12 protein-coding genes are annotated in these 12,275 nt (G+C 62.8%); 9 read left to right on the top strand and 3 right to left on the bottom strand.

Annotation, left to right across the window (positions count from 1 at the left end; genetic code table 11):
- Window positions 1-88 precede the first annotated feature (88 nt).
- Window positions 89-1,720, top strand: a complete 1,632-nt coding sequence (locus tag SAZ10_RS02865) for a Do family serine endopeptidase (RefSeq protein ID WP_412535144.1) — start codon at window positions 89-91, stop codon at window positions 1,718-1,720.
- A 41-nt stretch (window positions 1,721-1,761) separates the two neighbouring features.
- Here the strand turns inward: SAZ10_RS02865 and SAZ10_RS02860 are convergent, their stop codons facing one another.
- Window positions 1,762-2,337, bottom strand: a complete 576-nt coding sequence (locus tag SAZ10_RS02860; RefSeq protein ID WP_318607639.1) for a GNAT family N-acetyltransferase — start codon at window positions 2,335-2,337, stop codon at window positions 1,762-1,764.
- Window positions 2,334-3,221, bottom strand: coding sequence for a phosphoserine phosphatase SerB (gene serB, locus SAZ10_RS02855; RefSeq protein ID WP_318607638.1), 888 nt, complete (start codon window positions 3,219-3,221; stop codon window positions 2,334-2,336). Before serB ends, SAZ10_RS02860 begins: the two co-directional genes overlap by 4 nt.
- Between serB and miaA the strand changes: the two genes are divergently transcribed.
- Window positions 3,220-4,140 carry a tRNA (adenosine(37)-N6)-dimethylallyltransferase MiaA gene (gene miaA / locus SAZ10_RS02850; protein ID WP_318607784.1) on the top strand — a complete coding sequence of 307 codons (921 nt, stop codon included), beginning with the start codon at window positions 3,220-3,222 and terminating at the stop codon, window positions 4,138-4,140. The genes serB and miaA overlap by 2 nt on opposite strands.
- A gap of 144 nt (window positions 4,141-4,284) precedes the next feature.
- Window positions 4,285-5,076 carry a GGDEF domain-containing protein gene (locus SAZ10_RS02845; protein ID WP_318607637.1) on the top strand — a complete coding sequence of 264 codons (792 nt, stop codon included), beginning with the start codon at window positions 4,285-4,287 and terminating at the stop codon, window positions 5,074-5,076.
- Between the two features lies 1 nt (window position 5,077).
- Here SAZ10_RS02845 and SAZ10_RS02840 read toward each other — a convergent pair whose 3' ends face one another.
- Window positions 5,078-6,907, bottom strand: coding sequence for an ATP-binding protein (locus tag SAZ10_RS02840; protein ID WP_318607636.1), 1,830 nt, complete (start codon window positions 6,905-6,907; stop codon window positions 5,078-5,080).
- Window positions 6,908-7,260: 353 nt separating this feature from the next.
- Here SAZ10_RS02840 and SAZ10_RS02835 point away from each other — a divergent pair, with 353 nt between their 5' ends.
- The 6 genes from SAZ10_RS02835 to SAZ10_RS02810 all read left to right on the top strand — a co-directional run bounded on the left by SAZ10_RS02835 (window position 7,261) and on the right by SAZ10_RS02810 (window position 12,185).
- The gene (locus SAZ10_RS02835) at window positions 7,261-7,827 is read left to right on the top strand and encodes an XRE family transcriptional regulator (RefSeq protein ID WP_318607635.1); all 567 of its coding nucleotides are present in this window, start codon (window positions 7,261-7,263) and stop codon (window positions 7,825-7,827) included.
- A gap of 5 nt (window positions 7,828-7,832) precedes the next feature.
- Window positions 7,833-8,138, top strand: a complete 306-nt coding sequence (locus SAZ10_RS02830) for a hypothetical protein (protein ID WP_318607634.1) — start codon at window positions 7,833-7,835, stop codon at window positions 8,136-8,138.
- A gap of 35 nt (window positions 8,139-8,173) precedes the next feature.
- Complete coding sequence (locus tag SAZ10_RS02825) at window positions 8,174-8,725, top strand: GNAT family N-acetyltransferase (RefSeq protein ID WP_318607633.1); 552 nt, start codon at window positions 8,174-8,176, stop codon at window positions 8,723-8,725.
- A 275-nt stretch (window positions 8,726-9,000) separates the two neighbouring features.
- A complete protein-coding gene (locus SAZ10_RS02820; RefSeq protein ID WP_412535153.1) occupies window positions 9,001-10,752 on the top strand; it encodes an acetolactate synthase 3 large subunit in 1,752 nt (583 codons plus the stop codon).
- Window positions 10,753-10,810: 58 nt separating this feature from the next.
- The gene (ilvN, locus tag SAZ10_RS02815; protein ID WP_318607631.1) at window positions 10,811-11,383 is read left to right on the top strand and encodes an acetolactate synthase small subunit; all 573 of its coding nucleotides are present in this window, start codon (window positions 10,811-10,813) and stop codon (window positions 11,381-11,383) included.
- Window positions 11,384-11,591: 208 nt separating this feature from the next.
- On the top strand, window positions 11,592-12,185 hold the full coding sequence (locus SAZ10_RS02810) for a LysE family translocator (protein ID WP_318607630.1): 594 nt from the start codon (window positions 11,592-11,594) through the stop codon (window positions 12,183-12,185).
- Window positions 12,186-12,275: the final 90 nt, after the last annotated feature.

The following is a 12,275-nucleotide window of genomic DNA, read 5'->3' as shown; positions in this document are numbered from 1 at the left end:
ACGTCGTAAACGCGCCGTATTTCTTCAGAATGGAATTGGCGACGCCCTTGGACTGGGGTTCGCACACCGCAAGCCGGGAGGCATTCACATGAGATTCGAGATCGCTCGGCCCGCAGCGCAGAAAGCGCTGATCGCCGCGACCACTGCATTTTTTGTCGCCGGGCTCTCCGCTTCGCCGTTGTCGGCACAGATACAATCAATGCCAGCCGAGCCGGTGCCGAACCAGCCGACGCAAGTCCAGCCGGCTCCGCCGAGCCAGACGCCGCCATCCCAAGCCCAGCCTGCGCAACCGCTGCCACCCCAGGCGCGGGTAATGCAACCTATGCAGGGACCGGCCTCTGTGGCCGACCTTGCGCAAGGGCTGCTCGAGTCCGTCGTCAACATTTCCACCTCACAAACGGTCAAGGGAAGCGAAGGGCAGGGGACCGTCCCGGTCCCGCAGCTCCCCGAAGGCTCGCCTTTCCAGGACTTCTTCGACGACTTCTTCAAGAACCGGCAGGGTGAGGACGGTGGCGACCGCAAGGTGCAATCGCTTGGCTCCGGCTTCGTGGTCGACGCCGAGCAGGGATTCATTGTCACCAACAACCATGTGATTGCTGACGCCGACGAGATCGAGGTGAATTTCAACGATGGCGCCAAGCTGAAGGCAACGCTCGTCGGAACCGATACCAAGACCGACATTTCCGTGCTGAAGGTCGATCCCAAGGCGCGCAAGCTGAAGGCGGTCAAGTTCGGCGATTCCGACAAGATGCGGATCGGCGATTGGGTGATGGCGATCGGCAATCCCTTCGGCCTTGGCGGCACGGTAACCATAGGCATCGTCTCGGCACGCAACCGCGACATCAATTCCGGGCCGTATGACGACTTCATCCAGACAGACGCGGCGATCAACCGCGGCAATAGTGGCGGCCCCCTGTTCAACATGGAGGGCGAGGTCGTCGGCATCAACACGGCGATCATCTCGCCGTCCGGCGGCTCGATCGGCATCGGCTTCTCGATCCCCTCACAGCTTGCTGTGGGCGTCGTCGATCAGCTTTCCAAATACGGCGAGACCCGCCGCGGTTGGCTCGGCGTGCGCATCCAACCGGTCACCGACGAGATCGCCGAGAGCCTGGGCATGGACAAGGCCAAGGGTTCGCTCGTCGCCGGGGTAATCAAAGGCGGACCTGTCGACAATGGCACGATCCAGCCGGGCGATGTGATCATCAAGTTCGACGGCAAGGACGTGAACGAAATGCGCGACCTGCCGCGCGTCGTGGCCGAGAGCCCGGTCGGCAAGGCCGTCGATGTCGTCCTCATCCGCAAGGGCGTGCAGCAGACCGTCAAGGTGACCCTTGGTCGCCTGGAGGACGGCGAGAAGCTCGCGACAACCGAGCCCGCCGTCCCGGATGCCAACAAGGGTCAGGGCGGCGCCCTTTCGACGGCCAAGGTGCTCGGCATGACGATCGCCGAACTCGACGACACGGCGCGCCAGAAGTTCGATATCGCGAAGGAAGTCTCCGGCGTCGTCGTCAATGAAGTCGCCAAGGACTCGGCCGCCGCCGAGCGGGGCATCGTCGCCGGCGAGGTGATCACCGAGATCGCGCAGGAGTCGGTATCGACACCGCAGCAGGTGCTCGACCGCATCTCGGCGCTGAAGGAGCAAGGCCGCAAGAACGCGCTGCTGATGCTTGCTTCGAAGAGCGGTGAACTTCGTTTCGTGACGATCCGGATGGATTGATTCAGAAGGACCGTCAAAGGTCTCGAGTTTCGGAAAGGCGGCTACTCGGCCGCCTTTCTGCGTTTTTGCCAATCGGAGCGTGAAAGCCGATAGACGACGTGCCGCTTCAATTGCGGATGGGTATCGGGCACGTGCGGATGATCGAAGTCGGCGTCTTCGTCTCGGCGCATCCCAATCCGCTCCATGACGGCCGTTGAGCGGCGGTTGTTCCAGACCGCGAATGATACGATCTCGTCCAGGTCGAGGCTTTCAAAGCCAAAGTCGAGCCATGCGTCGGCTGCCTCGGTCACGTAGCCATGGCCCCAGAATTCCGGCGCGAGCCGCCAGCCGATTTCAACGGCCCCTCCCGGAATGAAAGGTTCGAGATCACTTGTGGGGCTGAGGCCGACGAAGCCTATGCACACGCCGGTGTCCGCGACCTCCGCAGCCGTGAAGCCGTAGCCGCGCTGGTCGATGATGTCGCGCAGAGTGTCGAGAAACGCATCGGACTGGACGCGGTCGCGGCGGAAGGGGAAGAACTCCATCACGCGATCGTCGGAATTGATGCGGAAGAAGAGATCGCGGTCGCGTATCTGCCAGTTGCGAAGGACAAGCCGTTCGGTGCGGATCGGCTTCACGTGACGAACTCCTCACGCCGAAAGCCCTGCATGTAAAGCAGGGCGGTGAGGTCGCCGTGGTCGATTCGCACTTTTGCCTCGGCCGCGACCACCGGCTTGGCATGCAGCGCCACGCCGGTTCCCGCAAGCCGCAGCATGTCGAGGTCGTTGGCGCCGTCGCCGACGGCGATCACGTCGGCTGGCGAGAAACCGAGCCGAGCCGAGATCTCCTTCAGCGCATCGGCCTTGGCCGTGCGGCCGAGGATCGGTTCGGCGACGAAGCCGGTCAGCTTGCCGTCGGCTTCGAGGAGCCGGTTGGCGCGGTCTTCATGGAAACCGATCTTCCGTCCAATCGGCTGGGTGAAGGAAATGAATCCACCTGAGACAAGCGCGGTGTAGGCACCACGCGAACGCATGGTGCGTACAAGCTCGAGGGCTCCGGCGGCAAGCGTGATGCGGTGCTCGATGATGCGGTCGATCACTGCGGCCTCGAGGCCGGCGAGCAGCGCCACACGTTCGCGCAATGCCGGCTCAAAGGCGATCTCGCCATTCATCGAGCGCGCGGTAATCGTTGCGACTTCGGCCTTGATGCCGATTTCGTCGGCGAGCTCGTCGATGCATTCCTGATCGATCATGGTGGAATCCATGTCGGCGATCAGGATTTTCTTGCGCCGCTCGGCAGCCTGCTGGATCACGATGTCCACAGGCTCGAGTGCCAGCACTTCCCGTAGCGCTGCCTCTTTCTCCGGTATCGAAGCTCCGGCGGGCAGTTCGAGATCGCAGGCGATCCGATCGGCCAGCCACATGGTTTTGCTTGCGCCGGCGACTTTGGCGGCCTTATGCGCTAGGTCGGGCGAGAGGGCACGGACCTTCGGGTTGGAAACGAGCGTGGCAACGAGTGTCATGAAGGGGAGCGAAACGCTTTCGAACGACGGTATCGTCAAGGGTGCGATCCTGATAGCGGGACCGACTGCGAGCGGCAAGTCGGCGCTGGCGCTGGACACCGCCGAGCGCGAGAACGGCATCATCGTCAACGCCGATTCCATGCAGGTCTATTCGGTGCTGGACGTGCTGACCGCACGACCCGGTTCCGATGATCTCAAGCGCGCACCGCACGAGCTTTACGGCCATGTGCATCCCTCCATCTCTTATTCGACCGGCGCCTGGCTGCGCGATGTAACCCGTCTCGCCGGCGAGGGGCGATTTTCAAAAAGGCGCCCGATCTTCGTCGGTGGCACCGGGCTGTATTTCCGGGCGCTCACCGAGGGCCTTGCGGAGATACCTAACGTTCCGGACGATGTCCGCGCCCGCTGGCGCAGGCGACTTGACGAGGAAGGTCCGGTGCGGCTCCACGAGCTGCTGGCCCGCGAGGATATGGAGGCCGCAAAAGCGATCAGGCCGAGCGACGGTCAGCGCATCGTGCGAGCGCTGGAGGTGCTCGAAAGCTCCGGCCGCTCCATCCGGACATGGCAGGCTGCACGGGCCCGGCCCGTCGTCGATGGCGCGACGGCGCAGCGCATCGTCATCGAACCGCCTCGCGCCGTGCTTGCGGAGCGCATCGGCAAACGTTTTGCGCGGATGGTCGAGGCGGGTGCGATGGAGGAGGTGAGAGCGCTGCTGGCACTTCGTCTCGACCCCGGCATGCCCGCCATGAAGGCGATTGGCGTGCGCGAGCTCGGCATGGTGATCGAGGGCCGCGTTTCGATCGAAGAAGCGCAGCGTCTGGCGGCGATCGCGACCAGGCAATACGCGAAGCGGCAATCGACATGGTTTCGCAACCAACTCGGTCCTGAATGGCTCCGGCTGGGGACGCTATTCTCCTGACATTCCAGATGCATACGATGCCGGGCTCAAGAAAGAAATCGGCGGTCGGCAGGGTCGTTTCCGCTCATTGCAGCGATGCAAATTAACCCGCCGTAAGCCCTCCGATGCCATGATCGAAGGGACGGGCTGTCCATTGGCGGATCAATGCGCTTCCATCAGTCGGAATCGGCATTTTTTGTCTTCATCGCGGTAATCCTTGCAGCCGGCGTGACGACTTATTTTGCCTACCAGAACCTGCATGATATTGCGGGTCGGGTCGTCGAGGCCGAAGCTGTGGAGGCCGTCGAGCACCTCAGGAAGCTCCTGTTTGGCACCGGCGTGCTGCTTGCCACGGCACTGTTCTTCGGCGCCTTTTTCATTTACCCGCTGATCAGGACGCAGGTGCGCGAGGAAGACAAGCTGAGGGCGATGACCGCCTCTCTCAGCGCACGATCCGAGACGCTCGAGCAGGCAGCGCTCACAGACAGCCTGACGGGGATGCAGAACCGCCGCTACTTCGACGATGCGCTGCGCGAATATCTCGAAGAGTTCCGCAGGATAGACAGGCCGGTCGGGTTGATGCTGCTCGACCTCGACCACTTCAAAACCGTCAACGACACGCACGGCCACGACGTCGGCGACACGGTGCTGCGTGCGGTGGCGAATTGCCTCAAGGACATGACGCGCTACCACGATGTGGTGGCGCGACTCGGCGGCGAGGAGTTCGCGGTGGTCGCGCCGAACATGGACACCGACCTCCTGCTGAAGCTTGCCGAACGCATCCGCAAGGCAATCGCAGCGACGGCGGTCGTCTCGGGCAATGTCCGGCTGAAGATCACGACCAGTGTGGGGCTGGCCATCTGGGACGGGAAGGAGAGCGCCGACCAGTTCTTCCGGCGCGCGGACGCCAGGCTCTATCAGGCAAAGAGCCTCGGCCGGAACAGGGTGTGTGCGTAGTCTAGTCCCGCTGGGGCCTGAGGCCGAACGTCGACGGTCTCAGCCCATATCCGAAGTCGAGATCGTCGTCAGGGCGCGGCGGCGGAGCGGGCCTGCGGTATTCGGAATCACCTGCCTGACGGATAGGATTCACCGGCTCCCCGACAGTCGGCAGGACAGGCGCTCTCGGAACGTTGCGGAGACGCTCGACCACCGCTGCCAGGTCGATGTCGCCGGTCTCGCCCGCCTCGTCGCTGCCGACAAGCTTCTTGGCTGCACCCGGAAGAAGATGACCCTGCATCTTCTCGAATTTCAGCCGCATCGTGGTGGCCACACCCTCGCCGAACGCGATCGCCTCGCGCTGGCCCATGGATGAAAGGAAGGAGAGGGTGGAGGCCGAGGAATCGGCGATCGCGGACCGGATGATCGCCTGGTCCTGCTCGTTGGCAAGGCGCATCGCGAAGACGGTCGAGCATTGCGAAAGGATGGTCGGGTCGAGTTCGCCGGGCCGCTGGCTGACGACGCCCAGATAGCAGCCATACTTGCGGCCTTCCTTGGCGATCCGCGACATGGCATGCCTGGTCGGCGCAAAACCGAGCCGCGGGTCGGCAGGCATGTAGCGGTGCGCTTCCTCGCAAAGCACCAGAAGCCGCAGCCTCCCCTCGCTCCACAGAGCCAGGTCGAAGGCCAGCCGGGCAAGCACGGAGCAAACTGAATTCACGACCTCTGACGGCAATCCGGCCATCTCGAAGCAAGTGATCGGCCGGCCCTGGTGCGGCACACGGAAGATCTTGCCGATCGTCTCGTGGATCGTGTCCTCAATGAGCCGCGAATGGAACATGAAGCGGTAGCGCGGGTCGCTTATGGCCGCCTCGATGCGGTTCTTCAGGGCGCGATAGATCGGCCGATCATTCTTCGTTTCGAGCATCCCCATGCGCTCGTCGATCAGCCTGAGCAGGTCGGCCATGCGATAGGGGACGGGCGTGTCCGCAGTGATCGCATCCCCACCGCCGCGACGCAGATACGGTGAGCCTCCAAGATTGCGGAAGCCATGCTTGGCTTGCGGGATGAGGTCGCGCAGCAGGTCGATCTCTTCCGGCACCGTCTCGCGGCCGCGGAACAGCACCTCGGTGAACTCCTCCAGCCGGAATAGCCAGAAGGGCAGGTCCAGCGAGCCCGTGTCGATACGCATCGCGAATTCGGGCAGGGATGGCGCGAATTCATTGTGCGGGTCGAGAATGAGCACGCGCAGATCGGGTCTGGCTTCGATCGCCTTGCGCAGGAGAAGCGCCACCGCTGTCGACTTGCCGACGCCGGTGGTGCCGAGCACCGCGAAGTGCCGATTGAGCGTATCGTCGATCGCGATGCAAGCCGCGATGGACTCGTCCTGCGAGAGCTGACCGATAGTCACTGCGCGGCGGCCGGCAAGGTCGTAGACGGCGGCGAGATCGCGCGCGCGGATGCGATGGGCGATGGCGCCGATATAGGGATAGTTGGTGATGCCGCGGTCGAAGACCGGCTTGCCCTCTGCCGTGTCGTCGCGAACTTCGCCGATCAGCTCGATGCTCACTTCGATCGAGTTGCGGCTCTCAGTAGCCCATTGCCGGTCCGATTTGCTGATTGCGTAGACCAGGCCGACCGTGCGCGTCGTATCGAGGTTGATCGAGACCATCTTGCCGACGGTCCACAGTCCAGTGACGGACCCGTCCTCATAGTCCGCCTGTGCGGCTATGACAGCGCGCGCGCCGTCGCATTGCACCACGTGGCCGAGCACGCGGTGGTCGGGCTGCGCTCTTTCGCGACGCTCCTGCGAAGTCGTCTCGCCGGCGGTGCTGCCCCGGTCTGCAAACATGAACCACTCGCCCTCTGGCCCCCCTGTTCGCGGAACATAATCGCGGCACGTTAAGGGCGCGTGAGAGGGGATGGTGTAACAGATGTTAAGGGAATTCGCCGCTTTTTAGCGATCCCAAGGCATTCAGCTTCGTAAGCTGCCGCTCACAGATGGGTCGCCGGATCGTGGCCACCATCGCGGCCCATATCGCTGCAGCATAAGCTCAACATCCGATATCGGCTGATAGCAGTGTTCCTCGTTTGTTTGTCGACGCCTGCGGCATCCGGCGGAGAAAATTGGAGGAGGACGCCGGCGGCAGCGAAGCGGCGCAATCGGGGCTTTTCACGTAGAGCGTTGTCTTCTATATTGGCCAGATGATCGATATAGAAGACAATTTGGAGAGCGGCATTGCCGAGCGGGTGCGGCTTGAGCGCACCGTCCGGAACTGGAGTTTGGCCGAACTTTCCGAACGAGCCGGTGTCTCGAAGGCGATGCTCAGCGCCATCGAGCGCGGTGAGGCAAGCCCGACGGCGGCCTTGCTCGTGCGGATCGCGGCAGCGTTCGGCATGACGCTGTCTGCGATGATCGCACGCGCGGAGTTGCGTGGGGGACGGCTGCTCAGGGAAGAGGACCAGCCGCGCTGGACCGACCCGGAGACCGGCTATGTGCGCCGGCACCTTTCACCGGAATCGGACATGCCGCTCGAACTGATCCGCGTCGAGCTGCCCGCCGGCGCAACGGTTCGCTTGCCCGCTGCGTCCTACGCTTTCATCCGGCAACAGATCTGGTTGATCGAGGGGCGGCTCGACTTCACCGAGGGCAACGTCGTTCATGACATGCAGCCCGGCGACTGCCTTTCGCTCGGCCCGCCGTCCGACTGCGTGTTCCACGCGCCTGGGCCGGGCGCGGCCGTCTATCTCGTTGCGCTGATCAGGGTTTAGCCGTGATGCCACGCCGACCGGGACAGGGGCACAATCTCGGCCCGCCGCTCGATAATTATGAAGGCCCGCCTTGGGGCAAGGGCGATCCCCACCGGTTCCTCCATTGGAAGCGTGCTCATGCAGCGGCCTGGAAGCCGAAATCGCGCGACATTGCGTTGTTCCGGCTCGAGAGGGCGGAAGCAGCCGGGCTGACCTATGAGGAATACACGCTCGAGCTCCTGGAGCGCGGGCGCCACCTGCAGGCCGGAGATGCGCGGGTCGAGGAGATCAAGCGCGCCAGAAAGCGCAGGCGGTCCAGTCATTTCGACTGATCTGCCCGCGTAGTTAAGGAAGGGGAAATCAGCGCATGCACTCGATCGACATCAGGCCGCTCACGGCGTTGCCTGAGACGGTGAAGCAGCTGACCGAAATGCTGATCGAGACGGTTGCAGCAGGCGGATCGGTCAGCTTCATGCATCCGCTGGCGCCGGAAGTCGCGGCGGGCTTCTGGTGCAACTCGCTGGCGTTGGCGGAGCGGGGCGAAAGGGTCGTGCTGGGCGCCTTCGATGGCGAGGCCCTGGTCGCCACCGTGACCTTGCTGCTCGATTTTCCTCCCAATCAACCGCACCGGGCCGAGATCGCCAAGATGATGACAAGCCTCAGCCACCGGGGCAGGGGCATCGCCACGCGGCTGATGCACGCTGCCGAGGAACTTGCCGTCGAGAGAGGCAAGACCCTGCTTGTTCTGGATACGGCCGCCGAAGAGGGAGCTGCCGGGCTTTATGAAAGGCTGGGATTCATTCTGGCCGGCGAAATACCGGATTATGCGTTGAAGCCGCATGGCGGCCTGACCGGAACACTGGTCTACTGGAAACGGATCGGACTGGCTGCCCAGCCGCGCCCGCAACGAACGGCTTGAGCGAGTGCAGGAAAAACGAATTCGCCATTGACGCGGAGCTCGTTTGGCCCTTAAAGTCCGCGCCCATGAAATCGGCAATCATTCTCGTAGTAGGAAGGCGCATGGGCAAGGCGGTGTAACCGCCGGGCGAAAACCTCCCATGCGCGACGCAAAGGCTCCCTCGGGGGCCTTTTTTGTTACCCGAGTTCAGGACTGGAAATTGCAGGCGCCAGAGAGGCGCGGAAAGACGGACAAGACCCATGGAAAAGCCAGGCGAAGAGAGCGGACGACGCGAGATGACGGGCGCCGAGATGGTGGTACAGGCGCTGCGTGACAACGACGTCAAGCACATTTTCGGCTATCCCGGCGGCGCCGTACTTCCGATTTATGACGAGCTTTTCCAGCAGGAGACTGTCCAGCACATTCTCGTGAGGCATGAGCAGGGAGCCGGCCATGCGGCGGAAGGCTATGCGCGCTCGACCGGCAAGGCGGGCGTCATGCTCGTCACCTCCGGCCCCGGCGCGACCAATGCCGTGACGCCCTTGCAGGACGCGCTCATGGATTCGATCCCGCTCGTCTGCATCACCGGCCAGGTGCCGACCGCGCTGATCGGCTCGGACGCTTTCCAGGAATGCGATACGGTGGGCATCACGCGGCCATGCACGAAGCACAACTGGCTGGTGAAGGACGTGAACGAGCTCGCCGCGACTCTACACGAGGCTTTCCACGTCGCCACCACGGGGCGGCCCGGGCCTGTGGTCGTCGACATCCCGAAGGACGTCCAGTTTGCAAAGGGCATTTATACGCCGCCGCAGACCGCACCGCGCATGAGCTACCACCCGAAGACCGAAGGCGACCTCGAGAAGATCCGCGCTGCGGTCGCGCTGATGGCGTCCGCGAAGAGGCCGATCATCTATACCGGTGGCGGTGTCATCAATTCCGGGCCGCAGGCAAGCCATCTGCTGCGCGAGCTGGTGGAGATCACCGGGTTCCCGATCACCTCGACACTGATGGGCCTCGGCGCCTATCCGGCGAGCGGCAAGAGCTGGCTCGGCATGCTCGGCATGCACGGCACCTACGAAGCCAATATGGCCATGCACGATTGCGATGTGATGCTTTGCATCGGCGCGCGCTTCGACGACCGCATCACAGGCAGAGTCAACGCATTCTCCCCCAATTCGGTGAAGATCCACATCGACATCGATCCGTCCTCGATCAACAAGAACGTCAGGGTCGACGTGCCGATCCTGGGTGACGTCGGTCGCGTGCTGGAAGACATGGTCCGGTTGTGGCGGGCAAGCGTCAAGCTCGACAAGAAGGCGCTCTATCCGTGGTGGGAGCAGATCGCGCGCTGGCGGGCGCGGGATTCGCTCGCATACAAGCAGAACGACCAGGTGATCATGCCGCAATATGCGATCGAGCGGCTCTACGAACTCACCAAGGACAAGGACACCTACATCACCACCGAGGTCGGCCAGCATCAGATGTGGGCTGCGCAGCACTACCACTTCGAGAAGCCGAACCGCTGGATGACCTCGGGCGGCCTGGGCACCATGGGCTACGGCCTGCCGGCTGCGCTCGGCGTGCAGATCGCCCATCCGGATGCGCTGGTCGTCGACATTGCCGGCGATGCTTCGGTACTGATGACGATGCAGGAAATGTCGGCCGCAGTGCAGCACGATGCGCCGATCAAGATCTTCATCCTCAATAATCAGTACATGGGCATGGTGCGGCAGTGGCAGCAACTGCTTCATGGAAACCGGCTGTCGCATTCCTATACGGAGGCGCTGCCGGACTTCGTCAAGCTTGCGGAAGCCTATGGCGGCCACGGCATACGCTGCGAAAAGCCTGGCGATCTCGACGACGCGATCAACGAAATGATTGCGGTCAGGAAGCCTGTGATCTTCGATTGCCGCGTGGTCAACCTCGCCAATTGCTTCCCGATGATCCCATCGGGCAAGGCGCACAATGAGATGCTGTTGCCCGACGAGGCGACGGACGAGGCGGTGGCGAACGCCATCGACGCCAAGGGCAGGGAGCTGGTGTAGTGACGGGCGGGGAACTCAATCAGAACTTGGCCGTGCAGTTTGCAATCGAGAGTCAACAATGAACGCCCAGCTTCAACCTACCGGCTCCGCCTATTTCATCGCGATGGAAACGGAAAAGCCTGAAACGCATACGCTCTCGGTGCTCGTCGACAACGAGCCGGGCGTGCTTGCTCGCGTCATCGGGCTGTTCTCAGGCCGAGGCTATAACATCGAGAGTCTGACCGTCTCAGAGACGGAGCACGAAAAGCACCTGTCGCGCATCACCATCGTGACGCGCGGCACCCCGCATGTGCTCGAGCAGATCAAGCACCAGCTCGAGCGTATCGTGCCGGTGCATCGAGTCGTCGACCTGTCGGTGAGGGCGCTGGAACTCGGCCAGGAGCGGCCGCTCGAGCGCGAACTCGCCCTCGTGAAGGTGACCGGTACCGGTGACAATCGGGTCGAGGCGCTGCGGCTGGCGGATGCATTCCGGGCCAGCGTGATCGACGCCAATACCGAGCATTTCATCTTCGAGATCACCGGCCGTGTATCGAAGATCGAGCAGTTCATCGCGATCATGAAACCGCTCGGTCTGACCGAGGTATGCCGAACCGGCATAGCGGCGATGAACCGCGGCCCGCAAGGGATGTAGATTCGCATCCTCCATCGCGACGGACGAAGCTTCCACTTCATCGAAGGCGCTCCGCACGACGTCATTGCGGATCGCCCGCGCCGTTCTTGCGGCACTGCCGGGCATCGGCGGCAGCTGATCAAGCAATTGCCATGGGGACAACAATTCGGGTTGGCGAGATCGACACCTTAGGTCAGTAATACTGACATAAAATGCTCCGGAAAGACTCATGTCCGCCGATACCTTTGCTGCGCTTCTCGTCTATGCCTTTGTCACTTCGATCACCCCGGGGCCGAATAATTTCATGCTGCTCGCTTCGGGCGTGAATTTTGGGTTCAGCAGGACGATCCCGCATATGTTCGGGATAGCAGCCGGCTTCGCCTCGCTGCTGATCGGGGTCGGCGCCGGGCTTGGTGCTGTGCTCATTGCGTTCCCGGCCATGCACACCGCACTGAAGATCGCAGGCGGTGCCTATCTGCTCTATCTCGCTTACCGGGTGGCGATGTCACGCTCGCTCGGGGAGGCTGCAGCGGGGGCGCGACCAATGCGCTTCATCGAAGCGGCGGCTTTCCAGTGGGTAAATCCCAAGGCATGGGTGATGGCGCTGACTGCGATGGCTGTCTACACCGACCCCGACCAGCCCTTCCTTTCTGCGGCAATCGTCGTGGTTGCCTTTGCCGCGGTCAACCTTCCGAGTGTTTCCTCCTGGGCCGGTTTTGGCATGGCGCTGCGCGGCTTCCTGTCCGACGCGGCGCGGCTCAAATGGTTCAACATCGCGATGGGCCTGCTGCTCGCCGTCACACTCTGGCCGATGCTCAAGTAGTCGGCAGCCACTCCAGGCATTTCGCTCATTAAATCTTTTTAATGTGAAGCCGGAGCCGGTTTTCTGCCGCGCTCCCGCATTATGTATGGG

The organism is Mesorhizobium sp. BAC0120 (assembly GCF_033542235.1).
Taxonomy (GTDB): Bacteria; Pseudomonadota; Alphaproteobacteria; order Rhizobiales; family Rhizobiaceae; genus JAWRCU01.
Note: the sequence above shows the minus strand (reverse complement) of the source record. Positions and strands in the feature narration are given on the sequence as shown.

Excerpts from the sequence above, each read along its gene's own strand:
- SAZ10_RS02865 (WP_412535144.1), top strand. The coding sequence starts at position 89 with ATGAGATTCGAGATCGCTCGGCCCGCAGCGCAGAAAGCGCTGATCGCC.
- miaA (WP_318607784.1), top strand. The coding sequence starts at position 3,220 with ATGAAGGGGAGCGAAACGCTTTCGAACGACGGTATCGTCAAGGGTGCG.
- serB (WP_318607638.1), bottom strand. The coding sequence starts at position 3,221 with ATGACACTCGTTGCCACGCTCGTTTCCAACCCGAAGGTCCGTGCCCTC.
- SAZ10_RS02845 (WP_318607637.1), top strand. The coding sequence starts at position 4,285 with ATGCGCTTCCATCAGTCGGAATCGGCATTTTTTGTCTTCATCGCGGTA.
- SAZ10_RS02840 (WP_318607636.1), bottom strand. The coding sequence starts at position 6,907 with ATGTTTGCAGACCGGGGCAGCACCGCCGGCGAGACGACTTCGCAGGAG.
- SAZ10_RS02835 (WP_318607635.1), top strand. The coding sequence starts at position 7,261 with ATGATCGATATAGAAGACAATTTGGAGAGCGGCATTGCCGAGCGGGTG.
- SAZ10_RS02830 (WP_318607634.1), top strand. The coding sequence starts at position 7,833 with ATGCCACGCCGACCGGGACAGGGGCACAATCTCGGCCCGCCGCTCGAT.
- SAZ10_RS02825 (WP_318607633.1), top strand. The coding sequence starts at position 8,174 with ATGCACTCGATCGACATCAGGCCGCTCACGGCGTTGCCTGAGACGGTG.
- SAZ10_RS02820 (WP_412535153.1), top strand. The coding sequence starts at position 9,001 with ATGACGGGCGCCGAGATGGTGGTACAGGCGCTGCGTGACAACGACGTC.
- ilvN (WP_318607631.1), top strand. The coding sequence starts at position 10,811 with ATGAACGCCCAGCTTCAACCTACCGGCTCCGCCTATTTCATCGCGATG.
- SAZ10_RS02810 (WP_318607630.1), top strand. The coding sequence starts at position 11,592 with ATGTCCGCCGATACCTTTGCTGCGCTTCTCGTCTATGCCTTTGTCACT.